At 64.5% G+C, this 25,711-nt stretch carries 23 protein-coding genes; 19 read left to right on the top strand and 4 right to left on the bottom strand.

The window, feature by feature from the left end; translation table 11 throughout:
• On the top strand, window positions 1-343 hold a 343-nt coding region (locus XH88_RS28015), incomplete at its 5' end, for a hypothetical protein (protein WP_271671452.1).
• Between the two features lie 398 nt (window positions 344-741).
• Here the strand turns inward: XH88_RS28015 and XH88_RS28010 are convergent.
• Together XH88_RS28010 and XH88_RS28005 are read right to left on the bottom strand one after the other, a co-directional pair.
• The gene (locus XH88_RS28010; RefSeq protein ID WP_271671451.1) at window positions 742-1,875 is read right to left on the bottom strand and encodes an alpha/beta hydrolase family protein; all 1,134 of its coding nucleotides are present in this window, start codon (window positions 1,873-1,875) and stop codon (window positions 742-744) included.
• 24 nt (window positions 1,876-1,899) lie between these two features.
• On the bottom strand, window positions 1,900-2,886 hold the full coding sequence (locus tag XH88_RS28005; protein WP_271671450.1) for an alpha/beta hydrolase family protein: 987 nt from the start codon (window positions 2,884-2,886) through the stop codon (window positions 1,900-1,902).
• Between the two features lie 266 nt (window positions 2,887-3,152).
• Between XH88_RS28005 and XH88_RS28000 the strand changes: the two genes are divergently transcribed.
• A complete protein-coding gene (locus XH88_RS28000; protein ID WP_271671449.1) occupies window positions 3,153-3,596 on the top strand; it encodes an SRPBCC family protein in 444 nt (147 codons plus the stop codon).
• A gap of 304 nt (window positions 3,597-3,900) precedes the next feature.
• Here the strand turns inward: XH88_RS28000 and XH88_RS27995 are convergent, their stop codons facing one another.
• A complete protein-coding gene (locus tag XH88_RS27995; protein ID WP_271671448.1) occupies window positions 3,901-5,229 on the bottom strand; it encodes an Hsp70 family protein in 1,329 nt (442 codons plus the stop codon).
• 297 nt (window positions 5,230-5,526) lie between these two features.
• Between XH88_RS27995 and XH88_RS27990 the strand changes: the two genes are divergently transcribed.
• The 14 genes from XH88_RS27990 (at window position 5,527) to XH88_RS27925 (ending at window position 19,673) form a co-directional block, all read left to right on the top strand.
• Complete coding sequence (locus XH88_RS27990; RefSeq protein WP_164938782.1) at window positions 5,527-5,664, top strand: hypothetical protein; 138 nt, start codon at window positions 5,527-5,529, stop codon at window positions 5,662-5,664.
• A gap of 245 nt (window positions 5,665-5,909) precedes the next feature.
• Window positions 5,910-7,199 (top strand): oxalate/formate MFS antiporter, encoded by a 1,290-nt coding sequence (oxlT, locus tag XH88_RS27985; protein WP_271671447.1) that lies wholly within the window; start codon window positions 5,910-5,912, stop codon window positions 7,197-7,199.
• Between the two features lie 250 nt (window positions 7,200-7,449).
• Entirely contained in the window at window positions 7,450-8,784 is a 1,335-nt protein-coding gene (gene oxlT, locus XH88_RS27980; protein WP_271671446.1) for an oxalate/formate MFS antiporter, read from the top strand.
• Between the two features lie 206 nt (window positions 8,785-8,990).
• Window positions 8,991-9,416: a CBS domain-containing protein gene (locus XH88_RS27975; RefSeq protein WP_209965311.1), complete on the top strand. Its 426-nt coding sequence runs from the start codon at window positions 8,991-8,993 to the stop codon at window positions 9,414-9,416.
• Window positions 9,417-9,528: 112 nt separating this feature from the next.
• Window positions 9,529-10,548, top strand: coding sequence for a 2-dehydropantoate 2-reductase (locus XH88_RS27970; RefSeq protein WP_271671445.1), 1,020 nt, complete (start codon window positions 9,529-9,531; stop codon window positions 10,546-10,548).
• An 11-nt stretch (window positions 10,549-10,559) separates the two neighbouring features.
• The gene (locus XH88_RS27965; RefSeq protein WP_271671444.1) at window positions 10,560-11,333 is read left to right on the top strand and encodes a fumarylacetoacetate hydrolase family protein; all 774 of its coding nucleotides are present in this window, start codon (window positions 10,560-10,562) and stop codon (window positions 11,331-11,333) included.
• Between the two features lie 11 nt (window positions 11,334-11,344).
• Complete coding sequence (locus XH88_RS27960) at window positions 11,345-11,491, top strand: hypothetical protein (protein WP_271671443.1); 147 nt, start codon at window positions 11,345-11,347, stop codon at window positions 11,489-11,491.
• Between the two features lie 38 nt (window positions 11,492-11,529).
• Entirely contained in the window at window positions 11,530-12,240 is a 711-nt protein-coding gene (locus XH88_RS27955; RefSeq protein ID WP_271671442.1) for a hypothetical protein, read from the top strand.
• A gap of 170 nt (window positions 12,241-12,410) precedes the next feature.
• Window positions 12,411-12,614 carry a hypothetical protein gene (locus XH88_RS27950; protein ID WP_271671441.1) on the top strand — a complete coding sequence of 68 codons (204 nt, stop codon included), beginning with the start codon at window positions 12,411-12,413 and terminating at the stop codon, window positions 12,612-12,614.
• A gap of 58 nt (window positions 12,615-12,672) precedes the next feature.
• Window positions 12,673-13,323: a hypothetical protein gene (locus XH88_RS27945; RefSeq protein ID WP_271671440.1), complete on the top strand. Its 651-nt coding sequence runs from the start codon at window positions 12,673-12,675 to the stop codon at window positions 13,321-13,323.
• A gap of 311 nt (window positions 13,324-13,634) precedes the next feature.
• Entirely contained in the window at window positions 13,635-14,630 is a 996-nt protein-coding gene (locus XH88_RS27940; protein ID WP_271671439.1) for an NAD(P)H-dependent flavin oxidoreductase, read from the top strand.
• A 25-nt stretch (window positions 14,631-14,655) separates the two neighbouring features.
• A complete protein-coding gene (locus tag XH88_RS27935; RefSeq protein ID WP_271671438.1) occupies window positions 14,656-15,627 on the top strand; it encodes a zinc-binding dehydrogenase in 972 nt (323 codons plus the stop codon).
• Window positions 15,628-15,743: 116 nt separating this feature from the next.
• Window positions 15,744-17,117 carry a cation-efflux pump gene (locus XH88_RS27930; RefSeq protein WP_271671437.1) on the top strand — a complete coding sequence of 458 codons (1,374 nt, stop codon included), beginning with the start codon at window positions 15,744-15,746 and terminating at the stop codon, window positions 17,115-17,117.
• 225 nt (window positions 17,118-17,342) lie between these two features.
• The gene (locus tag XH88_RS27925) at window positions 17,343-19,673 is read left to right on the top strand and encodes a PAS domain-containing sensor histidine kinase (protein WP_271671436.1); all 2,331 of its coding nucleotides are present in this window, start codon (window positions 17,343-17,345) and stop codon (window positions 19,671-19,673) included.
• Between the two features lie 3 nt (window positions 19,674-19,676).
• Here XH88_RS27925 and XH88_RS27920 read toward each other — a convergent pair whose 3' ends face one another.
• The gene (locus XH88_RS27920) at window positions 19,677-20,570 is read right to left on the bottom strand and encodes a LysR family transcriptional regulator (RefSeq protein WP_271671435.1); all 894 of its coding nucleotides are present in this window, start codon (window positions 20,568-20,570) and stop codon (window positions 19,677-19,679) included.
• Between the two features lie 225 nt (window positions 20,571-20,795).
• Here XH88_RS27920 and XH88_RS27915 point away from each other — a divergent pair, with 225 nt between their 5' ends.
• Genes XH88_RS27915 through fdhF form a run of 3 tightly spaced genes read left to right on the top strand, consistent with a single transcriptional unit; the run spans window position 20,796 to window position 25,709 of the window.
• Window positions 20,796-21,272 carry a formate dehydrogenase subunit gamma gene (locus tag XH88_RS27915; protein ID WP_271671434.1) on the top strand — a complete coding sequence of 159 codons (477 nt, stop codon included), beginning with the start codon at window positions 20,796-20,798 and terminating at the stop codon, window positions 21,270-21,272.
• Window positions 21,269-22,825, top strand: a complete 1,557-nt coding sequence (locus XH88_RS27910; protein WP_271671433.1) for a formate dehydrogenase beta subunit — start codon at window positions 21,269-21,271, stop codon at window positions 22,823-22,825. The genes XH88_RS27915 and XH88_RS27910 overlap by 4 nt, the downstream gene beginning before the upstream one ends.
• Window positions 22,826-22,835: 10 nt before the next feature.
• Window positions 22,836-25,709, top strand: coding sequence for a formate dehydrogenase subunit alpha (fdhF, locus tag XH88_RS27905; RefSeq protein WP_271671432.1), 2,874 nt, complete (start codon window positions 22,836-22,838; stop codon window positions 25,707-25,709).
• Window positions 25,710-25,711 lie beyond the last annotated feature (2 nt).

Raw genomic sequence — 25,711 nt, 5'->3', positions numbered from 1 at the left:
CGCAAAGCCGCCCGCCCGCTACGGCGCTATGTGGGAGCGCGCGTCCGGGCGGCCTTGCTCTACCGAACTACACCACTACTGGGGACACGACCTCTACGCGCTCAGAGTTCATCACCATGCGGCTGGCGAAGATCGGCTGTTGAAGCTCTCTCAATCGAGCGAAGATATTCCCGAAAGCCGGCTCGATCTCTGGTCAGATCGCGCTGAGATGTTAGGACCTGAAGTTATCGGTGCGGCCCTCAATTCCGGCACGCGCGAAGTTGTCAATGGCAGGGCACACTACGACCATGCGAGCGATTTTCTTCACGCGATGCTCAGGGACCTGGAGCAGAAGCGGCACTGACGATCCCGCCTCCTAACCTTGACGCGGTCTGGTATACGCTCCCCAGAACGCGATTAGGATAAGGGCTACCGCTCCAACTCCAAGCAACAGGAGAATGGCATCCAGCATGACGAATCAAGCTCCGCCCGTAAACAGGTTACACCGGGCGGAAGTTTTGTCATTAGGACCACAGCCGCCACGACCGCCCCGGAAGGCAGCCGCGCCATGAGATTGCCCTTGAGTCGGCAAAGCAGGATGGTTCGTGCTACGAGATCACAACGTGACGATCGGCCTGTCCCCCAACGCTGAAACGAAATTGGCATTTCTATTTGCGCCGACCTGGTTTGTTTGAGGAGCGGGCTTTCGCTTTTCGCCACAAGCCCGCGGCCAAATTGAACTGCGCATCCATTCGTCCCGCCCTATCCCGGCGCCAGCGCCTGTCCGACCGCGTAGAGCGAGCATTCCTTCCATGCGGCCACGCATTGGCGCATCGCCTCGTTCTTTGCATCCTCGACCGTCCGCTGGGTCGAGGTCACCGATGAACAATGACCTTCACGATTCCACGCATAGGCTTTGACGTCGGTCCACGCCTTCACATAGGCGTCGAAATAAACGGTGCACGCCGCGTTGAGCGGCGTCGGTGCGGGAAGAGCCTTAGGCGCCGGCAATTCCACCACCAGCGATGTCGGCAGGTGTAATTGATCCAGGAAGCTTTCGACGACGGGCCACCAGATGCCGGCGGTGGCCATCGGCACCACCGCGTGTCCTTCGACACCGTAGGCAGGCAAGATCTGCAACTGCGCCGGCGCACCGGAGGCGGTATAGGCCTCGAACATGCGACGACCGAGGGCCGGCGGAGCAAGATGGTCGTTCTCCACATATACCCACAGTACCGGCATCCGCGCGGTGCGGCCAAAAATCCCCGCGTCCGCGACCAGATGATCCGGGCTGCAAATCCGACCGGGCCCGGCCGACCCATGAGCTCCCTCGAAATTCAGGACGCCGAGAACGCCGGCAGGATTATCCGCGGCCGCGGCCGTCACCGCAAAGCCACCAGTGGAATGCCCCATCAGCAGGACCCGATCGGGCTCGACCCAGGACTCGCCGCGGAGCGTGGCGAGCGCGCCGATGACGTCCTCCGCCGCGGTCCGGCCAACGGCGAGATAGTCACGATCGTCGCAGGGACCGGAAAGCCTTTCCACAAACCCTCCCTGCGAACGACCGAAGCCCCGGCGCATGATCGCAGCCACGGCGTAGCCGTGCTGCGCAAATGCGACGGCAGGATTGAGAAGATCGACCGGCGATTGGTTGGCGGTCGCGATGCGAAACGCTTCCCCCGTTGCCGAATTCGTGCCGTGAACCAGCAAGACCAGCGGAAAGCGCCCCGGCCGATCCGGGCGGAGGATCATTGTCTCGAGCCTGACTTGACTGCCATCGGCGAGCGTGATCGGCATCAGCCGATCCTCACGAACCAGGCCGGGCAGCGCGGGATCGGCCGCAGCCGCCGACAGCAAAAAAACAAGCCAGCCGAACATGCAGCCAAGTTGCCTCATCCTCACCTCCTCGAGGCTCGGTGCTTACTGACCTCCGTCAGCAAGCTGCTCACGGAAATACTTCACCACCGCTGCGTTGAACTCGCGGTGAAATCCCGCCCTGTCGAAGCCTGCCGGCGTGTCGGTGCAGATGCGCGGGACGGCCGCGGCAAGTTCGGCCGAGCACGGCGCGAGGAAGGCATAGTGGCCCGCCGCAACAACGTGGATGTCCGGCTTTCCGGGCAAGCCGTCCGCGACGCGCGCGGTGCCCGAGCCATCGCCGACGCCAGGGCCGCCGAACTGCGAGCGCCAGAACTGGAAAGGCACTTTGACGAAAGCGAGATTGTCCTTCGTCAGGAGGCCCGGCGCCGGATCGACGATCACGGCGGTGCGGATGCGTGCATCCTGAATCGGGGCGGGCGGCGTCACGCCATTGTGCAGCTCAGCGCAAACACCGGTGGTTTCCTTGCACAGGCCGGCGACCCTTGCAAAATCCGGCCTGGTCCCCATCAGCACGAAACCGGTCAAACCTCCGAGCGAGAAGCCGAAGAAGCCGACTTTGACAGGATCGATCGCCGCCCTGTCCTTCCAGTCCTTCAGCATGAAATCGAGCACACGCACCATATCCGCCGGTCGCGATCCCAGCACCGACAGCGTGTCGCGCCGCGAGGAATCGTTGGCGGTGTCACCGGGATGATTGATGGCGGCGACGACGAAGCCGGCATCGGCCAAAGCTTCCGCAGTGTCGTGATGCTGGCCAAAAAATCCGCCCCGGCCGTGTGAGAGAATGATGAGCGGAAGCTTTGTGCCCGTGACGGCACAATCCTTCACGCCCTTCAAATCGAAATCAGCCGCGACCGCAAGCTTGCCAAGTACCACATGCGTCGGCTCCGCCGCGCACGGGTACCAGATCGCGCCTGACAGCGCCGGATCGGAATCGAGAAGCTGAATGCCTGCCGCCCTGGCAAATGAGCCAAAGCATGCGCCGAGACAGCAGAGTGCGATGGCGAAAGCCCGAACTGTCCTGCGCAAGGCAAGCCCCCTGATTTCGCGCTGGAGTTGAATTGCTAACGGTAGCGGAATTGTGGCTTTGGAACTACTCGGCGCGGCTTGACGTTCGTCCCGATTGTCCGCCCTGAGGAGAATTATCGCTGCGGCAATCGGTGGCTGGCGCTCGGAACCAGATTCCGCAAAAGTTGAAATGCCGTGTCGGATCGGCCCCACCCCGTTCGTCCTCGTGACGTGAAGGGGCGGCAGACGCCAAATTCGCACCCAACTATGCAAGAGGAAGAACAATCATGCCCGGCACCGTACGCCTGCACCGCGTTCTCACGACCAGCCCGGAAAAAGTCTATCGCGCCTTCGTCGAGGCGGACGCGCTGGCGAAATGGCTTCCGCCCAACGGCTTCACCTGCACCGTGCACCATCTGGAGGCGAAGGTCGGCGGCACGTTCAAGATGTCGTTCCGGAATTTCACGACGGGCAACGGCCATTCGTTTGGCGGCGAATATCTCGAGCTCGTTCCGGGCCAGCGCCTGCGCTACACGGACAAGTTCGACGACCCTAACCTGCCGGGCTTGATCGAGGTGACCGTGACCTTGAAGCAGGTCTCCGTCGGCACCGAGGTGGACATCACGCAGGCCGGCCTTCCCGACGTCATTCCCGTAGAAGCCTGCTATCTCGGCTGGCAGGAATCGCTGCGCAATCTGGCGAAGCTCGTGGAGCCGGAGATCAATCAGTAGCGGCGACATTAGTCTCGTAGGGTGGGCAAAAGCGCACTTGCGCCGTGCCCACGAACTTTCCGCTACGACGACAGACGCGTGGGCACGCTCCGCTTTGCCCACCCTGCGGCTGCTCGACCATGCACAGATTTCCCCGCGTCGTCATTGCGAGGAGCCCTTGCGACGAAGCAATCCAGTATCCCTCCGCGGAGGCAGTCTGGATTGCTTCGCTGCGCTCGCAATGACGGAGGATGAGGATCACTCCGCGAGAATTTTCCGTGAAGCCTGTAGATCGCTGCATTCATCCGGCTGATGCTACTGATCGTTAAGCCCCCGCCTTCTTCAGCCCGCCGTCCGCAGTCCAGCGGTCCGGCTCGGCACTATGTCCGATCAGCGCGAGGCCGTAGGCAATCGACTCGAACTGATCGCCTGACATCAGCCGCTCGTTGCCGAACCGGTCGGCGAACAGTTTTCGCACCGCCGGCACGAACGAGGTGCCGCCGGTCAGGAACACCTTCTCGATCTCGCGCGCGGTGGTGCCCGCCTCATTCAACACCTTGTCGACGGTGGCGCCGAGGCGGGCGATGTCGTCGGCGATCCAGGCGTTGAAATTCTTCCGCGTGATGGTCGCGCCGATATCGACGCCGCCGCCCTTGAAACGGAAGTCGACCTCGTCCTTCGCCGATAGCGCGACCTTGGCGTTGGACACCGCGCGGTACAGCGAAAACCCGAGATCCAGGTCGACGATGGTGATGAAATCCTCGAGCAGATCAGGCTTCAGCGCGGTGCGCGCGAGCTCGCGAAGTTCGCGCAGATCGCCATTGCTCTTCATCAGCGCGAGCTGATGCCAGCGCGCAAGGTTGGTATAGTGGCTGTTCGGAATCGGCAGCACCTTGTCGAACGAGCGAAAGCTCGAGCCTTTGCCGAGTCGCGGCGAGACGACGTGGTCGACGATGCGATAGTCGAACGTGTCGCCCGCGATCCCGATGCCCGCATGTCCCAGCGGCTCGGCGCGCAGGACGCCACCGGCGCGCGAAAAACGCATCACCGAGAAGTCGCTGGTACCGCCACCGAAATCCGCAACCAGCACGGTGGCATCGCGCTCGAGGCGCCGGGCAAAGGAGAACGCCGCGCCCACGGGCTCATAGACATAGCGGGCGTGGCCGGCCCCCAAGCGCTCGAACGCGGCGCGGTAGCGCTGCATGGCGAGGTCATCGTCGGGGTTGCCGCCGGCAAAGCGCACGGGACGGCCGACGGTGATGTTGGCCGCCTCGAAGCCGAACCTGTCGCTACCATGGCGCGCCAGCGTGCGCAGGAACGCGGCCAGGATATCCTCGAACTTGAAGCGCTGCCGGAAGACTTGCGTGGTGTTGAAGCTGGAGCTGGCCGCAAAGGTCTTGAACGACTGCAGAAAGCGATAGATGTGGCGGCCCTCGAGGAACTGCTCGATCGCCCACGGGCCGCCTTCGGCCTGGGCCCCGGCGCCCGGCCGGTCCTCCCAGAAGCAAAGCGCCGACACATAGACGCTGTGGCGCTGGCCGCCATGGTCGAAGCGAATGGCCTCGACCCGGCGATCGTCGGCCGCGAGTGCGACGACGGTGTTGCTGGTCCCAAAATCGATGCCGATCGAGACGGCGGGCGAGGCGCTCGACATGAACCACTCTGACGGATTGATGGAAAAGGGGGCGAACCACTAGCCGTTTTGCAGTGCGGTGCCAAGGGCCGGCGCACGAGCGATCCGTAGTGACCCGGACAAGGCCCCTTTTTCCTGCATCAGCCCGGAATGGGCAGGTTTTGAGCCGGAATGAGCTGCTTTAACCAAGCGTCGTGCTGCAATGCGGCAATTTACATGCTGCTATGCAATGGCCTGCATGGACATTGGCATCTGGTATACATAGAACGACTTCCGAAATGAGACAGCAAGACTGACTGTCCTGAGAAAGGAATTCCGATGTCCAAGACCGCTTCCGTCGCGCTCGCCCCCTCCGCCTCGCTGTTCGCCCGCTTCATGGCTGCCGTCGATCGCTTCCTGATGGCGAGCGCCGAGATCTCGAACCACAATGGCGATCTGCCCCGCTTCGGCCTGTAAGGCTCAACGCACGAACCAGCGCGTCGAATTGTCGCGCCGGTTGTAAAACCAGCGAACTCCTACTTTTGAAGAATGGCCCCGTTCGTCGGGGCCATTTCTATTTGAGATCAGGCACGTTCGCGCAGCTTCGAACAGGGCTGCGTCACAAGCGCACAACGGGCCGGCGCGCGCTTGAAGCTTGGCATAATGAATACAAGAATGCCGCCAACGCTCGCTCAAAAAACAGAAGCGCTATTGGAGGAAGCATGACGGACATGGTGCAGACATCAACGGCTCCTACAGCCGCACGCGTCAGCGATACCTATCGCTGGGCGCAATTGGCGATCGGCGTAGCGGCCATGGTGATGATCGCTAATTACCAATATGGCTGGACGTTCTTCGTCCCCGACATCCAGAAGACATTCGGCTGGGATCGCGCCTCGATCCAGTGGGCTTTTACTCTCTTTGTTTTGTTCGAGACCTGGCTGGTGCCGGTCGAAGGATGGTTTGTCGATAAATACGGTCCGCGCCTCGTCGTGCTCGTCGGCGGCGTGCTCTGCGCGATCGGCTGGGTGATCAACGCACAGGCCACCACGCTCAACGGATACTATCTTGGCATGATCATCGCCGGCATCGGCGCCGGCGGCGTCTACGGCACCTGCGTCGGCAACGCGCTGAAATGGTTCCCCGACAAGCGCGGTCTGGCTGCGGGCATTACCGCCGCCGGCTTCGGTGCGGGCTCGGCGCTCACCGTCGCGCCGATCCAGGCCATGATCAAGGACAGCGGTTTCCAGAGCACCTTCCTCTATTTCGGGCTTGGGCAAGGCATCGTCATCTGCGTTCTCGCCTTCTTCCTGCTGGCGCCGAAGGCAGGCCAGGTGCCGAACGTCGTCGCGAACGCCGCGCTGCTGCAGAGCCGCCGCAACTACCAGCCGACGGAAGTTCTGCGTCAGCCGATCTTCTGGCTGATGTACTTCATGTTCGTGATCGTCGGCGCCGGCGGCTTGATGGTGACGGCGAACTTGAAGCCGATCGCGGTCGACTGGAAGGTCGACGCGGTGCCGGTCACGCTGATCGGAATGACCATGACCGCGGTGACGTTCGCAGCGACCATCGACCGCGTGCTCAACGGCCTGACGCGCCCGTTCTTCGGCTGGATCTCCGACATGATCGGCCGCGAGAACACGATGTTCATCGCCTTTGGCATGGAAGGCGTCGGCATCTGGATGCTCTATCTCTGGGGCCACGATCCGATCTGGTTCGTGATCCTGTCGGGCTTCGTGTTCTTCGCCTGGGGTGAGATCTACTCGCTGTTCCCCTCGACCTGCACCGACACGTTCGGCGCAGAGTTCGCGACCACCAACGCCGGCCTGCTCTACACCGCCAAGGGCACCGCCGCGTTGCTGGTGCCGCTCGCCAACTATGTGCAGCAGACCTCCGGCCATTGGGACAACGTGTTCATCATGGCGGCCGGCGCCAATATCCTCGCTTCGCTGCTGGCACTCGCGGTGCTCAAGCCCTGGCGCAAAACGGTGGTGGCGCAATCGACACTCTGAAACGCCTCACCGGCGCGACCTCGCTCACAACGCCCGGCCCAGCGCCGGGCGTTTTGCCGAAACGCCGACATCGAAACCCCTTGAAGGAACCGAGCATTTTGCTGCGCCGCGTCAGAAGATAGGGCTTGCATTCTGGGATATGGTATACCAAGCTGCCCGCCACGCTTGCGACCATAAGCCACAACATTTGCGACACTCCGTCATATTGGCCGAGCCTGCCGCGACCAGACAAGCGCTTGGGAGGTTGTTGATGATTTCCAGCACGGATGGCGCCGTCACGGCCGCGCCTCTTCGCACAGGTTTCCGTTGGCTCCAGCTCGTGATGGGCATCGTCTGCATGGCGATGATCGCCAACCTGCAATATGGCTGGACGCTGTTCGTCGATCCGATCGATCACGCCCACCATTGGGGTCGCGCCGCGATCCAGCTCGCGTTCACCATCTTCGTCGTCACCGAAACCTGGCTGGTGCCGGTCGAGGCATGGTTCGTCGACAAATACGGTCCGCGCATCGTCATCATGTTCGGTGCCGTGATGATCACGCTGTCCTGGGTGCTCAATTCCTACGCTGACTCGCTTCCCCTGCTGTACGCGGCGGCCGTCTTCGGCGGCATGGGCGCGGGCGCGGTGTACGGCACCTGTGTCGGCAATGCGCTGAAATGGTTTCCTGATCGCCGCGGCCTCGCCGCCGGCGCGACGGCCGCGGGCTTCGGCGCGGGCGCAGCGCTCACCGTAGTGCCGATTGCGAAAATGATCGCGACATCAGGCTATCAGAGCGCGTTCTTCAGTTTCGGCATCGGCCAGGGCCTGATCGTGCTTCTGCTCGCTTTCTTGATCCAGCCGCCGCGGATTTCCATCCCGCCGAAGAAGAAGCGCCTCAATCTGCCGCAGACCCACATCGACTTCACCCCGCCGCAAGTGCTGCGCGCGCCGATCTTCTGGGTGATGTACCTGGTCTTCGTCATGGTCGCCTCCGGGGGTCTGATGACCGCGGCGCAGATCGCCCCGATCGCGCACGACTTCAAGATCGCCGACACGCCGGTCTCTCTCGCCGGTTTCCAGATGGCGGCGCTGACGTTCGCGATCTCGCTCGACCGCATCTTCGACGGCTTCGGACGCCCGTTCTTTGGCTTCGTGTCCGACACGATCGGCCGTGAGAACACCATGTTCATCGCCTTCGGCACCGCGGCCCTCATGCTGTTGACGCTCTCGACCTACGGCCACGTCCCGCTCGTGTTCGTGCTGGCCACCGCGGTTTACTTCGGCGTGTTCGGCGAGATCTACTCGCTGTTCCCCGCGACCTGCGGCGACACCTTCGGCTCGAAGTTCGCGACCACCAACAACGGCATGCTCTACACCGCGAAGGGCACCGCCTCCCTGCTGGTCCCGCTCGCCAGCGTGATCTCGGCCGCCTATGGCTGGAAGGCCGTGTTCGTGGTGGCCGTGGCCCTGAACGCGACGGCCGCGCTGATGGCGCTGTTCGTGATCAAGCCGATGCGCCGCTCCTTCATCCTGGGCAACGAAGCCGAGAGCACCAGCACCGCACCTGCCGCTGCCGAGACCCGCGCCAAGACCGGGACGGCTTGAGCCGCCACATCCTGATACGATGGTCAAAAGGGGCGCAGCGATGTGCCCCTTTTTCGTTGCCTGCTCTCTCTGCCCCCCTTCTGTGTTTCGCGATGACAAACGTCAGCATCACTGCCGCAAGATTTTTCGGATCAGCCAAATCCAGCGCTTGACGATTGGCATTATGTATACCACACTTGGGCAATCATTCACCCAGGGAGGTTGCAATGCTGGTCGGAGACATTCTGCGCAAGAAGACGCCGCGCGTTGTCACGGTGCGAATGAACGAAACGGTTGAGATCGCCGCCAAGCTGATGCGGGCCAACAACATCAGCGCGCTGGTGGTGAAGGACGTGGTCCGCTCGGAAGGCAACACCGCCGTCGGCATGTTCACCGAGCGCGACGTGGTACGCGCCGTCGCCGAGCACGGCGCGGGCGCCGTCAACGTCAAGGTCTCGCAGCTCGTCTCGGTGCAGCAGCTCGTCTCCTGCACCTCCTCTGATACGATCGAGCACGTCAGGCATCTGATGAACCGGAATCACATCCGGCACCTGCCCGTGATCGACGACTACAGCCTTGTCTCCGTCATCAGCATGCGCGACATCGCAGCTGCCGTCGACGAGGCGGCCAACTCGACGCCGCAAGCGGCCTGATCATCTAAAGCGGCATCTCCTCTTCCCCCGCGACTAACGGCCCCGGCTCGGACTTAATCCGAGCCGGACTGGATCATTCGTCCCAAAATTCCGCTACCCCCGCGAGGATTTCATGAAGATCTGCATCTACGGCGCCGGCGCGATCGGCGGATATCTCGGCGTGCAGCTGGCGCGCGCAGGCGCTGACGTCAGCCTGGTCGCACGCGGCGCCCATCTCGCCGCGATGCGCGAGCGCGGCCTGACGCTGCTCGCCGGCGAGGAGACGCACACCGTCCATCCGCGCTGCACCGACGATGCGGCCGAGCTCAACGTGCAGGACTATGTCATCGTCACGCTGAAGGCGCATTCGATCACCGGCGTGATCGAGAAGATGCAGCCGCTGCTCGGGCCGCACACCCGCATCGTCACCGCGGTCAATGGCATCCCTTATTGGTACTTCTACAAGCACGGCGGCGCCTACGAGAACGCGACGCTGGAAAGCATCGATCCCGGCGGGCGGCAATGGCGCGAGCTTGGTGCCGAACGCGCCCTCGGCTGCATCGTCTATCCCGCCACCGAGATCGAGGCGCCCGGCGTGATCCGTCACGTCTACGGCAACAATTTTCCGCTCGGCGAGCCCTCCGGCGAGATCACGTCCGATGTGCAACGCCTCGCCGACCTGTTCGTCGCAGCCGGGCTGAAGGCACCCGTGCTCGACCGCATTCGCGACGAGATCTGGCTCAAGCTGTGGGGCAATGTCTGCTTCAACCCGATCAGCGCCCTCACCCACGCGACGCTCGACGTGATCTGCACCGATCCGTCCACGCGGGCGCTGTCGCGCGCGATCATGGTGGAGACGCAGGCGATTGCCGAAAGCTTCGGCGTCAAATTCCGCGTCGATGTCGAGCGCCGCATCGAGGGCGCCCGCAAGGTCGGCGCGCACAAGACCTCGATGCTGCAGGATCTCGAGCGCGGCCGCCCGATGGAGATCGACCCGCTCGTCACCGTGGTGCAGGAGATGGGCCGCTTGACCAAGATCCCCACCCCGGCGCTCGACTCGGTGCTGGCGATGGTCACCCAGCGCGCGCGCGTCGCCGGCCTCTATGACGGCGTCTCCACACCATCGGATCCTCGCGCACTGGCGGTGGCGTGATGGCGGGCGAGATGAAACAATGGCTGCGCTTCCGCCACGCCCGCACCACCGGTTTCGGCACGCTGAGCGCATCCGGCATCAGCGTGCATGACGGCGAGATGTTCGGACGCAACGCGGCCACCGGCAAGACGCTGGCGCTGTCCGAGGTCGAGCTGCTCGCGCCCTGCGCGCCCAGCAAGATCGTCGCGCTCTGGAACAATTTTCACGCGCTCGCGGCCAAGCTGAACCAGCCCGAGCCGCCGGAGCCGCTTTATCTGCTCAAGGCCATCACCACGATCACGACGCCGGGTACCGTGATCCGCCGTCCCTCTTACTACGACGGCAAGACGACCTATGAAGGCGAGCTCGGCATCGTCATCGGCAAGACCTGCGCGCGCGTCTCGCCTGATGAGGCCGACAGCTTCATCTTCGGCTACACCTGCGTCAATGACATCACCGCCAACGATATCCTGACCAGCGATCCCACCTTCCCGCAATGGGCCCGCGCCAAGGGCATCGACGATTACGGCCCGTTCGGCCCGGTGATCGCGACCGGCCTTGATCCGGCAAGTCTCACCGTCCGCACCATCCTCAACGGCGCGGAGCGGCAGAACTATCCGATCTCCGACATGATCTTCAGCGCGCAACAGCTGGTCTCCAAGATCTCCCACGACATGACCCTGCTCCCCGGCGACCTCATCGCCGTCGGCACCTCGGTCGGCGTCGGCGTCATGAAGGAGCCGGTGAACACCGTGACGGTGGCGATTGACGGCATCGGCGAGCTGACGAACGAGTTTCGACTGTAGCTCTCTCAGTCATGCCCGGGCTTGTCCCGGGCATGACGGGCGAATTGAACGATCGCCGCGCCCGCATCTTCGACAATTTCAACGCGCTCGATGCCTTGCGCAAGGACATCGGCGGCATCTTCTCGACGATCCGCAACAGCCTGAACCGGATCGGCTAGGTTCGAACCGCCGACCGTCTGCGCGCGACTAATCGCACATGCGCTTCATCCTCGGCTTTCTGTCTGGCCTGCTCGGCGCGCTCGCCGGCTGGGCGGGCCTTGCCGCGCTGGTGGTGATGCTGGCGGGGCCGGACCGCGATGGCGGCATCGCGATGGGCGCCTTCTTCGACATCGGTCCGATCGGCGGCGTGGTCGGCCTGATCACCGGCATCTGGCTGTTCCTGCGCTTCGGCCTGGTCCGCGTTCCGCAGCCGTCCGCGGAAACCTCCGATGCCGCGCCTCATCGCGCCGCGCGGCTCTCCTTTCCCTTTGCCGTAAGCGTCGTGCTCATCGTCGCGATCCTTGGTTGGTGGGGATGGTACGAATTGATCCGCTCGCCCGACCTCAGCCACGGCTTCATGACGCTCCATGTCGAGTTTCGTCTGCCTGCCGGCATGAACCTGCCGGACAAGGCAGAGGACGTGCACATCGAGATCGAGGAAGCCTCAGGCTATGCCGAGGCGATGTTGCCCCCCAACTGGCGCGCGCATGATGGCGAGCGCAAAGCGATCATCGCCACGGCCTCGCTGATGTACAAGACGCGCCACCGCGCCGTCAGCCTGACGCTGCCTGATGTGCCCACGCAGCGCTGGCTGGTCGACCTTCCCTCCGATCCCGATCCGACACCCGGCTTTTCACCCTGGCACCTTGCGAGCGGGCCATCACAAGCGAAGATCGAGATGCACTTCCGGCTCAGCGCCGACCGCTGAGAGCGCGCGGCGCGCGGAGACATTCCGACACAACATCACATCTGCGCGCGCCCGATCAATGCCGCCAACTTGTCCCGCGCGCGCCGCAACTTGGTCGCATTCGGCCGCCCTTGTGGGAGCCGTGTCTGGGGGCACGGCTCGGCCGTGTTTGGACCAAACCTTCTAGGGGTATGACTGTGAAGAAGATTGTAATTGTTCTCGGTGCGACGCTTGCTCTGGTGACGGCTGCGAACGCTGCGGATCTGCCGCGCCGCCAGCCCGTTCCGGTCTATCCGGCCGAGCAGGCTCCGATCGGCAAGATGCCGATTGGCAAGAGCCCGGTTGGCAAGGCCCCGATCGGCAAGGCGCCCGGCCCGGTTGCTGCGCGCTACTGAGGCGCTGGCGCACCACACGCAACAATTTGCGTAACGGCCTGCTGTTGAGGGGCTCAACGTGACGAACAGACCTGACCGATCGGGAGCCTGCATCCTTGCAGGGCTCGCGCTTGCGACCATGCTCGCATGCTTGATGTCCTCGGCCTCGGCCCACGAAACGAACAAGCGCATGGCCGACGCCAGTGCGCTTGTCTCGACCGACGCCGCTCCGCGCTCTGCGCCGCAAGCGGCGCGGCGCTCGATCTCGCGGGCGGAGAAAGGTCCCTATTACGTCGACTTCCGCGCCCGCACAGCGGCGAGCTGGGGCCATGCGTTCGTCTGGTACGGCAAGACCAGTGAAAAAGCCGTCGAGGTCGCCGGCCTCACGCCGGCCGGCGACACCTGGGCTTACGTGCTCGGCTACTTCACCTGGGTGCCATCCGAGACCGGCGCGAGCTACGGCGATCTCGACCCGGATTATCTGACCGCGAGCTATCGCGTCTATTTGAACGAAGCCGACGCCAAGCGCGTGTTCGCCTATATCAAGAAGCTGCAGGCGAACTCGCCGGTCTGGAATGCGGAGACCACCAACTGCACCGGCTTCATCGGCGATATCGCCGAGTACATGGGACTGAAAGTCCCCAACCGCTGGCAGCGCCCGGAAAACTTCGTCAACACCCTGAAAGAGATGAACGGCGGCCGGCAGGTGGTGCGGCTGTCCGCGGAGTAGCCTGCTGTCACTGCGAGCGCAGCGAAGCAATCCAGAGCCCCTCCGCGGAGACGGTCTGGATTGCTTCGCTGCGCTCGCAACGACGGTGTTCAAGCAGCAAGGCAAACCGTCTCCCACTGTCATCCTGGCTTTCTCCACGGCGACAGCAGTGGCTGTGGTAAGCGCCTGCACTCCAATTATCCGCCCCGCGGAATCAGCCCCACCGCCCGCATGACCCACCGCCCGTCCGCGCAATAGACATTTGCTGACCCCGGCGGCATCCTCCCGCTATCAACGACAACAAAGCCTGAGGGCCACCAGGGGGGAACATCATGTTGCAGACACGGTTCACAAAACTCGTCGGTGTCGAGCACCCGATCGTCCAGGGCGGCATGCAATGGGTTGGGCGGGCCGAGCTGGTCGCGGCGGTTGCGAACGCCGGCGCGCTCGGTTTCATCACGGCGCTGACCCAGCCGACGCCGGAGGACCTAACGAAGGAGATCGCGCGCTGCCGCGACCTCACCGACAAGCCGTTTGGCGTCAACCTCACCATCCTGCCCGCGATCAAGCCGCCGCCCTATGCCGAATACCGCGCCGCCATCATCGAAGCCGGCATCAAGGTGGTCGAGACCGCCGGCAACAAGCCACAGGAGCATGTCGACGAGTTCAAAAGGCACGGCGTCAAGGTCGTGCACAAATGCACCAGCGTCCGCCACGCGCTCTCGGCCGAGCGCATGGGCGTCGATGCGATCTCGATCGACGGGTTCGAATGCGCCGGCCATCCCGGCGAGGATGATACGCCCGGCCTGATCCTGATCCCGGCTGCCGCCAACAAGGTCAAGATTCCGATGATCGCCTCCGGCGGCTTTGCCGACGCCCGCGGCCTCGTCGCGGCCCTGGCGCTCGGGGCCGAGGGCATCAACATGGGCACCCGCTTCATGGCGACCAAGGAGAGCCCGATCCACCAGCTCATCAAGGAGAAGATCGTCGCCAATGACGAGCGCGAGACCGAGCTGATCTTCCGCACCATGCGCAACACCTCGCGCGTCGCCAGGAACGCGATCTCGACCAAGGTCGTCGCCATGGAGAAGGAAGGCGCCAAGTTCGAGGACATCCGCGAGCTCGTCGCCGGTGCCCGCGGCAAGATGGTGTATGCCACAGGCAATTCCGACGAGGGCATCTGGTCGGCCGGCCAGGTGCAGGGCCTGATCCAGGACATCCCGAGCTGCAGCGAGCTCATCTCCCGCATCGTGCGCGAAGCCGAGGCGATCATTCGCGGAAGGCTCGAAGGGATGATCGTTCAACCCACCGCGCAGGCGGCGGAATAGTCACTGCAAGAAGCGAGAGCAATTCATGAAGGCTTACGTCTACGGCCCTGAAGGCGCTCGGATTTCCGACGTCGCTCAACCAAAGCCCAAAGGCACGCAAGTGCTAGTGCGCGTCCGCGCCTGCGGCCTCAATCGCGCCGATACCGGCATGCGCAAGGGCCACGCTCATGGCGCCGCCGGCGGCGTCGGCACCGTGCTCGGCATGGAATGGGCCGGCGAAGTTGCCGAACTCGGACCGGATGCGAAGGGCGTCAAGATCGGCGATCGCATCATGGGCTCGGGCGGCGCGGCCTTCGCCGAGTACACGCTCGCCGACCACGGCCGACTGTTCCGCGCTCCCTCGAACATGAACTTCGAGGAGGCCGCCACCCTCCCCGTCGCGCTCGCGACCATGCACAATGCCGTCGTCACCGTCGGCGGCGTGCAGCCGGGGCAAGCCGTGCTGATCCAGGGCGCGAGCTCCGGCGTCGGCCTGATGGCGATGCAAATTGCCAGGCTCAAGGGCGCCAGACTCGTGATCGGATCCTCGACCGATGCCTATCGCCGCGGCCGGCTGAAGGAGTACGGTGCCGACCTCGCGGTCGACTCCTCCGATCCCAAATGGGTCGACGAGGTACTGGAGGCGACAGGCGGCGAGGGCGTCGACCTCATCGTCGACCAGGTCTCGGGCAGGGTCGCCAACCAGAACCTCGCCGCGACGAAGGTCCTGGGCCGCATCGTCAATGTCGGCCGGCTCGGCGGCACTCATGCCGATTTCAACTTCGACCTCCATGCCGCCCGCCGCATCAGCTGTATCGGCGTCACCTTCCGCACTCGCACCATCGAGGAGGTCCGCGCAATCTTCGAGGAGGTCCGCAAGGACATCTGGGGCGCGGTGGAATCGCGCAAGCTCCAGCTGCCGATCGACAAGGTCTATCCGTTCGACCAGATCGACCAGGCGTTCGAGCACATGGAAGCGAACAAGCACCTGGGGAAAATCGTGGTGACGATGCCGTAGCCGCCGTTCCGCATCGCCCCGGAATGACAGTGCCTGTATCGCTTCTGCGACTCACTCGCGACTACGCCTGTGGATCGTCGCTTGATGTTCACCGCCGCCCTGCTAAATCCCGCGCCATGAGCGGACAACACGACAAGACATCGGTCGCGGCGATCTCGATCCTGGCCAGCGGCGGCATGGCGGCGGCCAAATTCGTGGTCGGCATCGCAATCGGCTCGCTGGCGCTGATTTCCGAAGCCCTGCACTCCTCGATCGACCTGGTCGCGACTATCATCACCTGGGCGGTGGTGCGGGTCTCGGACAAGCCGGCGGACGAGGAGCACCATTACGGCCACGGCAAGCTGGAGAGCATCTCCGCGCTCGGCGTCACCGCGCTGCTCTATGTACTGGCCGGCGGCATCCTCGTCGAATCCTACAGCCGGCTGCGCGAGGGAACCCCGCCGCCGACCATCTCGGCGGTACCGTTCGTGGTGCTGGTGCTCGACGTCGCTGTCAACCTCTGGCGCGCCCGCGCCCTGCACCGGGCAGCGCGCGAGACCCACAGCCAGGCGCTCGCGGCCGACGCGCTGCATTTTGCCTCCGACGTCATGGGCTCATTCGCTGTCATCATCGGCCTGATCCTGGCGGCCCTCGGCTTCTGGTGGGGTGACGCGGCGGCGGCCGCCGCAGTCGCCGTGATGATCGCGGCTCTCGGTCTGCGCATGGCGGGCTCGACGGTGCAGACCCTGGTCGACCGCGCGCCGGAAGGGGCACAGGAAAAGGCCACCGCCGCCATCCGCAGCGTGCCCGGCGTGATCGGCGTCGAGCGGCTGCGCGTGCGCATGGTCGGGGCGACCACGTTCATCGACAGCATCGTCAAGGTACCCAGGACTTATCCGATCGACCGCGTCGAAAGCATCAAGCGCAACGCGCAAGTCGCCGTCACCAGGGCGTTCGGCGATGCCGACCTCTCCTTCACGGCCGTCCCCGTCGCCCGCGACAACGAGACGGTGCGCGACCGCATCATGGTGATCGCGCGCAATTCGGGCCTCGCGATCCATCACGTCACGGTTCACGATCTCGGCGCCAAGCTGATCGTCAGCATCGACCTCGAAGTCGACGCCCATATGCCGCTCGAGGCCGCCCATGACATCGCCAACACGCTGGAGCGGAACATCCAGGAGGAGTTCGGCGAGGACGTCGAGGTCGACGTCCATATCGAACCGCTGGAGCCGGAACTGCCGTTCGGCATCGATGCGGCACCGGAGCAGGTGCAGGCCATCGCGGCGGCGCTGGCGGAATATGCCGCCGGCGGCGAGATCCACGACATCCATAATGTGCGCGTTCGCAACACGGATGCCGGCGAGATCGTCAACTTCCACTGCCGCGCCGCGCCGTCGATGAGCGTGATCAAGGTGCACGAGCATGTCGACGCGATCGAGCGCCGGCTGCGCCGCGCGTTCCCGAGCGTGAAGCGCGTCATCAGCCACGCCGAGCCGCCGCGCGCGTGACGCGGATCGCGCGTGGAGACCTACGTTCTCGTTTCGGACTCATCACGCACGTGAGTTTGCGGGCTCGCAGCGCGCAAACTCTGCATTGGATAAGATTTTTTTCGCGTTAACGTTTCGTTGACTCTCGACAGCCTGCGCAAACTGGATTCAAATCGCTGTGATTCGAAAGCGATGTGGGGCTGCTTTCGAAATGAGTAGCAAGCAGGTTTTCAGGGGGCCGAAGGCATGGCGCGCGCAGACGCCGCGAACGCGTGCGTCCAATCCGATTCGATCAAGGGATTGGCGCAATCGATCGCGAAACCTGCTTATCATCGGCTCCTGATCGCGGAGCCGGCGCTTCGTCGCGCCGTACCGACGCTCATCATCGCCTTCCTCATCACGATCTGCCTGGGCGCCTTCGTCCAGGTCGTCGACCAGACGCGCCAGAAGCGTCTGGTGATCCAGAACGAGATTTCGATGCTGGCCGAGCTGCTCGCCGAGCGCATCGACCGCGTCACCTCCGTGCGCGCGGAGCGGCTGAAGAATGTCGAAAATCTGCCGATGCTGCTGCCCGACATGATCCCGACCAAGGCCAGGGTCTCGGGCCGCCACGTCGTCGTCACCTCGGCCGGCGTCGACCGCCGCATCCTCGCCCGCATTCCGATCGACAGCGATCCCGCCGGCAATGACCGCCTGCTCGATGCGATCACCACCGCACAGCTGCTTGCCGCGCCTCCGCGCGACAACGATGTCTCCAGCATGACGCTGCCGAACGGCAACACCGCGCTGGCGACCTCGCGGCCGATCAAGTCGCTGCCCGGCCTCGTCACCGTGATCCAGGAGCGCAACGAGCCGATCTGGGGTTCGGACGCGGCGCTGTCGGTGACGCTGTCGGCAACCACCGGCTTCGTCGTCCTGATCCTCGGCTTCGCCTTCCACTGGCAGTCGACCCGTGCCCGCGAGGGCGACCTCATCAACGACGCTGTGCGCGGCCGGATCGACACCGCGCTCAACCGCGGCCGCTGCGGCCTGTGGGACTGGGACCTGTCGCGCGGCCGGATCTTCTGGTCGCAATCGATGTTCTCGATGCTGGGTCTCGACGGCCGCAACGAGCTCCTCACCTTCGGCGAGGTCAACGCGCTGGTGAAGTCTGACGACATCGACCTGTTCGCGATCGCCGACCAGCTCATCTCCGAAAAGATCGACCACATCGACCAGACCTTCCGCATGCAGCATGTCGACGGCCACTGGATCTGGCTGCGCGTCCGCTGCGAGCGGACCCGCGGCGCCAGCGATTCCGGCGTGCACCTGATCGGGATCGCAGTCGACATCACCGAGCAGAAGAGCCTCGCCGAGCGCACGGTGGAAGCCGACCTGCGCCTGCGCGACGCGATCGAGACCATTCCGGAAGCCTTCGTGCTGTGGGACGCCAGCGATCGCCTGGTGCTCTGCAACTCGCACTTCCAGCGCCTGCACAAGCTGCCCGACACGGCGGTGATCCCCGGCACCTCCTACGAGACCGTGCTGGAAGTCGGCCGCATGCCGGAGGTGCGCACCCGCCACAACGAGACCGCCGCGCAAGGCCCGGGCGCCCGCACCTTCGAGGCCCAGCTCGACGACGGCAGCTGGCTGCACATCAGCGAGCGCCGCACCAAGGACGGCGGCTACGTCTCGGTCGGCACCGACATCACCCGGATCAAGGAGCACGAGCAGAAGCTCGTCGACAACGATCTGCGCCTGCGCGCCACCGTCATCGACCTCAAGCGCTCGCAAGCCGCACTGGAACGCCAGACCATCGAGCTCGCCGACCTCGCCGAGAAGTACCAGCGCGAGAAGACCCGGGCCGAGGAAGCCAACCAGACCAAGTCGAAATTCCTCGCCAATATGAGCCACGAGCTGCGCACGCCGCTCAACGCCATCATCGGCTTCTCCGAGATCATGGGCTCGGGCATGTTCGGCGAGCTCGGCAGCGAGAAGTACCAGGAATACTGCCACGACATCCTGACCAGCGGCCATTATCTGCTCGAGGTCATCAACGACATCCTCGACATGTCCAAGATCGAGGCAGGCCGCATGAAGCTCGACATGGAAGAGCTCGACCTGTCGCGGACGCTGGCCGAGTCCCTGCGCGTCGTCTCGGGCCGGGCCCAGGACAAGCACCTGACGCTCGACGCTGAGATCGAGAAATCGATCTCCGTCGTCGCCGACCGCCGCGCCACCAAGCAGATCGTCGTCAACCTGCTGTCCAATGCGGTGAAGTTCACGCCGGACGGTGGCCGCATCGTGGTGCGCAGCCGGCAACTCGAGGACAGGATCGTGCTGATGATCGCAGACACCGGCATCGGCATCGCGCCGCACTCGCTGGCCCGGCTTGGGCGGCCGTTCGAGCAGGTCGAGAGCCAGCTCACCAAGACCTATCACGGCTCCGGCCTCGGGCTTGCGATCGCACGGTCGCTGGCACAGCTTCATGGCGGCTCGATGCGGCTGCGCTCCAGGCTCGAAGTCGGCACCGTCGTCCGGGTGACGCTGCCGCGCGACGCCGTCAAGGCGGCGTCCGGAATCTCCGCCGCGGCTTGAACCTCAGGATTGCAGCGTCGGCGCCACTTCGCGGGCGACATTGACCAGCGCCGCGATCAGCGGCGTCATCGGATCGCGCTGCGGGATCACGAGGCCAATGCTGTAATTCACCTCGGGGTCGGTGATGGGGATCGTGCGGACCTTGTCGGACAGGCCGAGCGTCTCGGCGAGCTTGGCCGGCATCACGCTGGCCCAGCGTCCGGTCTTGACGTGGGTGAATAGCACCAGCAGCGAGTTCGAGGTCAGTGTCGGCGTCGCCTCCGCGCCGACCGAGCGCAGCGCACGGTCGATGATCCGGCGGTTCTGCATGTCGGGCGTCAGCAGGCACAGCGGCACCTGCCCGACCTCCTTCCAGGTCACCGTCTCGCGATCCCCGAACATCCCGTCAGGCGAGGTGAGCAGGCGATAGCTCTCGTTGTAGAGCGGAATGGTGCGCACCTTGCCGATCGGTTCGTTCTCGATATAGGTCAGCCCTGCATCGACCTCGAGATTCTCGAGCAGCCCCAGCACCTCCGACGAGGTCGTCGAGCGGATGCTGAAACGTACCTCGGGATGCCGCGCGCGGAACGGCGTCGTCAGCGACGCGACCATGCCGAGCGCCGTCGGGATCGCCGCGATGCGTATCTCGCCGGAGAGCTGATGCTTCAGTCCGTTGATCTCGTCGCGCATGGCGCGGGCATCGCCCACGATCCGCCGCGCCCAATCGAGCGCCCGCTCGCCCTCGGGGGTAAATCCCTGGAACCGGGACCCGCGCTGGACCAGCATCACGCCGAGAATCTCCTCGAGCTGCTTCAGCCCGGTCGACATCGTCGGCTGCGTGACCCCACATGCCTCTGCCGCGCGTCCGAAGTGCCGCTCCTTCGCCAACGCCAGCAATAATTCAAGCTTGTCGATCAACCGTCCGTCCCCTGCACTTCTATCGTGGCATGCAAGCTATCACGCCAGGCCTGCACCAACACGCAAAAACCGGCAGCCCGTACAAGTTTCATTAGCAGATCGTATCGATCGATTGCGGTTGCAAATCGATCCGAATTCGCAATCGCAGCACGGGACAGCTTTATTGATCTTCGAATGATTCCAACTAGTTTGCCGCGCAGGAAACGCTCCGGTTGAGAACGAAGAATGACAGCGCTTTATGAGCCTTGGAACGAGACGCGCGGCGCCGAGATCATCGCCGAACATGCCAGCCAGGAGGGTACGACGCTCGTCATCCTGCACGCCCTTCAGGAGGCGTTCGGCTATGTGCCGGAGGCTGCGATTCCCATGGTGGCGCAGGCGCTCAACCTGTCGCGCGCCGAGGTCCATGGCGTCTTCACCTTCTACCATGACTTCCGCCACAAGCCGGCCGGCCGCCATGTGCTGAAGCTGTGCCGCGCCGAGGCCTGCCAGGCCGCGGGCGGCGATGCGCTGGCGGCGCGCGCCGAGGCCAAGTTGGGCGTTTCGCTCGGCAACACCACCGCGGATGATCGCGTCACGCTGGAGCCGATCTACTGCCTCGGGCTGTGCGCGACCGCGCCGTCCGCGATGCTCGACGGCCGCCTCATTGGCCGGCTCGACGAGACGCGCATCGATGCGCTGGTTGCGGAGGCGCAGCGATGACCATGCGGATCTTCATTCCTCGCGATGCCGCCGCTGTTGCCGTCGGCGCCGATGAAGTTGCCACAGCCTTCGAGCAGGTCGCGGCCATCCGCGGCGTGCCGGTCGAGATCGTCAGGACCGGCTCGCGCGGGCTCTGCTGGCTGGAGCCGATGGTCGAGGTCGCGACCCCCGCGGGCCGGATTGCCTATGGACCGGTCAGCGTGGAGGACGTCGCCTCCGTGGTTGAGTCCATGGCGAGCAACGGACCGCATGCGCTACGGCTCGGCGTCGCCGATGAAATTCCCTGGCTGAAGCGCCAGACCCGCCTCACCTTCGCCCGCTGCGGCGTGATCGATCCGCGCTCGCTCGACGACTACCGCGCCCATGGCGGCTACAAGGGTCTGGAGCGCGCCCTGTCGCTCGGCTCCGATGCGATCCTGAACGAAGTCACGGCGTCCGGCCTGCGCGGCCGTGGCGGGGCTGGCTTCCCGACCGGCATCAAGTGGAAGACCGTGGCGCAGGCGAAGGCCGACCGCAAATTCATCGTCTGCAATGCGGACGAAGGCGACAGCGGCACCTTCGCCGACCGCATGATCATGGAAGGTGATCCCTTCCTCGTCATCGAAGGCATGACCATCGCCGGCATCACCGTCGGCGCGACCAAGGGCTATATCTACATCCGCAGCGAATATCCGCACGCGGTCGAGGCGATGATTGCCGCCATCGCGGCGGCGAGGCGCGGCGGCTATCTCGGTGACAAGATCGGCGGCTCGACTACGGGCTTCGATATGGAGGTCCGCGTCGGCGCCGGCGCTTACGTCTGCGGCGAGGAAACTTCGCTGCTAGAGAGCCTCGAAGGCCGCCGCGGCATCGTGCGCGCCAAGCCGCCGCTGCCGGCGCATCATGGATTGTTCGGCAAGCCGACCGTCATCAACAACGTGCTGTCGTTTGCGGCCATCCCCTTCATTCTCGCCGAAGGTGCCAAGGCCTATGCCGATTTCGGCATGGGCCGGTCACGCGGCACGATGCCGATCCAGCTCGCCGGCAACATCCGCCAGGGCGGGCTGTTCGAGACCGCATTCGGCGTCACGCTCGGCGAACTCGTCGACGACATCGGCGGCGGCACCCTCACCGGCCGTCCTGTTCGCGCGGTGCAGGTCGGCGGCCCGCTTGGCGCCTACTTCCCCCGCGCTCTGTTCGACACCCCGTTCGACTACGAGGCGTTCGCGGCCCGCGACGGCCTGATCGGTCATGGCGGCATCGTCGTCTTCGACGACAGCGTCGACATGCGCAAGCAGGCGCGCTTCGCCATGGAGTTCTGTGCCATCGAATCCTGCGGCAAGTGCACGCCCTGCCGGATCGGCTCGACCCGCGGCGTCGAAACCATCGAGAAGATCATCCGCGGCGAGCGCGTCCACGAAAACCTCGCGCTGGTCGAAGACCTCTGCAACACCATGAAATTCGGCTCGCTCTGCGCACTCGGCGGCTTCACGCCCTACCCCGTGCTCAGTGCATTGAAGCACTTCCGGGAGGATTTTGCCCCGGCCCCGACCACGCTTCAGGCCGCGGAATAGGAGAACGACAATGTCTCTGATCGAAGAAATCGACTTCGGCACGCCGGCTTCCAAATCGACCACGATGGTCACGCTGACCATCGACGGCAACGAGGTCACGGTGCCCGAGGGCACCTCGATCATGCGCGCCGCGATGGACGCCGGCCACCAGATCCCGAAGCTTTGCGCGACCGACATGGTCGATGCCTTCGGCTCCTGCCGCCTCTGCGTCGTCGAGATCGAGGGCCGCGCCGGCACGCCCGCCTCCTGCACCACGCCCGTCGTGAACGGCCTCGTCGTGCACACCCAGAGCGAACGGCTGAAGAAGCTCCGCAAGGGCGTGATGGAGCTCTACATCTCCGACCACCCGCTCGACTGCCTCACCTGCAGCGCCAACGGCGATTGCGAGCTGCAGGACATGGCCGGCGCCGTGGGCCTGCGCGAGGTGCGTTACGGCTATGAGGGCGAGAACCACGTCTTTGCGAAGTCCAATGGCGAGATCAACGCCGCCTGGATGCCGAAGGACGAGTCCAACCCTTACTTCACTTACGATCCCTCCAAATGCATCGTCTGCTCGCGCTGTGTCCGCGCCTGCGAGGAGGTGCAAGGCACGTTCGCGCTGACCATCTCCGGCCGCGGCTTCGACAGCCGCGTCTCGCCCGGCATGAGCGAGAGTTTCCTCGGCTCCGAATGCGTCTCCTGCGGCGCCTGCGTGCAGGCCTGCCCGACCGCGACGCTGACGGAAAAATCGGTGATCGAGATCGGCCAGCCCGAACACTCCGTGGTCACCACCTGCGCCTATTGCGGCGTCGGCTGCGCCTTCAAGGCGGAGATGCGCGGCGAGGAAGTGGTACGCATGGTGCCGTACAAGGACGGCAAGGCCAACCGCGGCCATTCCTGCGTCAAGGGTCGCTTCGCCTGGGGCTACACCAATCACAAGGAGCGTATCCTCAAGCCGATGATCCGCGAGCGGATCGAGGATCCCTGGCGCGAAGTGTCCTGGGACGAGGCGTTCTCGTTTGCCGCCGCCAAGATGCGCGGCATCCAGAAGAAGTACGGGCGCGATGCCATCGGCGGCATCACCTCCTCCCGCTGCACCAATGAAGAAACCTATCTGGTGCAGAAGCTGATCCGCGCCGGCTTCGGCAACAACAATGTCGACACCTGCGCCCGCGTCTGCCATTCGCCGACCGGTTACGGTCTCGCCACCACCTTCGGCACCTCGGCCGGTACGCAGGATTTCGACTCGGTCGAGGACACCGACGTCGTCATCATCATCGGCGCCAATCCGGCCTCCGCTCATCCCGTCTTCGCATCGCGCTTGAAGAAGCGGCTGCGTCAAGGTGCAAAACTGATCGTGATCGATCCGCGCCGCACCGAGATGGTGGAATCGCCGCACGTCAAGGCGCTGCATTTGCCCCTGGTGCCCGGCACCAATGTCGCAGTGATGACGGCGCTGGCGCATGTCATCGTCACCGAAGGTCTCGTCAACGAAGCCTTCGTCCGTGAGCGCTGCGACTGGAGCGAGTTCGAGGAATGGGCGGCGTTCGTGGCCCAGCCGAACAACAGCCCGGAGGCGACCGCGATCCTCACCGGGGTCGATCCGAAGACGCTGCGCGAAGCCGCTCGCATCTACGCGACCGGTGGCAATGGCGCGATCTATTACGGCCTCGGCGTCACCGAGCACAGCCAGGGCTCGACCACCGTGATCGCGATCGCCAACCTCGCGATGGCCACCGGCAATATCGGTCGTTCCGGCGTCGGCGTGAACCCGTTGCGCGGCCAGAACAACGTGCAGGGCTCCTGCGACATGGGCTCGTTCCCGCACGAGCTGCCCGGCTATCGGCACATCGCCGGCGATGCCGTGCGGGAGCAGTTCGAGGCGATGTGGGACGTCAAGCTCAACCCGGAGCCGGGCCTGCGCATTCCCAACATGTTCGATGCCGCCATCGAAGGCACGTTCATGGGACTCTATGTGCAGGGCGAGGACATCCTCCAGTCCGATCCAAACACCACGCACGTGGTGGCGGCGCTGTCGGCGATGGAGTGCGTCATCGTCCACGACCTGTTCCTGAACGAGACCGCGAACTACGCCCACGTCTTCCTGCCCGGGTCGAGCTTCCTCGAGAAGGACGGCACGTTCACCAATGCCGAGCGCCGCATCCAGCGCGTCCGCAAGGTGATGTCGCCGAAGAACGGCATGGCCGACTGGGAAGTCACCATTGCCCTCGCCAAGGCGATGGGCTTCGAGATGAACTACAGCCACCCGTCCGAAATCATGGACGAGATCGCCGCGCTGACGCCGACCTTCGCCGGCGTCTCCTATGCCAAGCTCGACGAGCTCGGCTCGGTACAGTGGCCCTGTAACGAGAAGGCGCCCGAGGGCACACCGGTGATGCATATCGACGGCTTCGTCCGCGGCAAGGGCAAGTTCGTCGTCACCGAATATGTCGCGACCGACGAGCGCACCGGTCCCCGCTTCCCGCTGCTGCTCACGACGGGCCGCATCCTCAGCCAGTACAATGTCGGCGCGCAGACCAGGCGCACCGACAACGTGGTCTGGCACGCCGAGGATCGCCTCGAGATTCATCCGCACGACGCCGAGCAGCGCGGCGTGCGCGATGGTGACTGGGTGCGGCTGACGAGCCGAGCCGGCGAAACCACCCTCCGCGCGGAGATCACCGACCGCGTGTCGCCGGGCGTCGTCTGCACCACATTCCATCATCCGGACACGCAGGCCAACGTCATCACCACAGACTATTCGGACTGGGCGACCAACTGCCCCGAATACAAGGTTACGGCGGTGCAGATCTCGCCGTCGAATGGCCCGTCCGACTGGCAGAAGAGCTATGACGCGCAGGCGCGGCAGTCCCGCCGCATCGTGCCGGCCGAGGCTGCGGAGTAACG

Origin of the sequence: Bradyrhizobium sp. CCBAU 51627, from assembly GCF_028128765.1 — a bacterium.
GTDB lineage: Bacteria > Pseudomonadota > Alphaproteobacteria > Rhizobiales > Xanthobacteraceae > Bradyrhizobium.
This window is presented reverse-complemented; position numbering and strand designations above follow the sequence as displayed.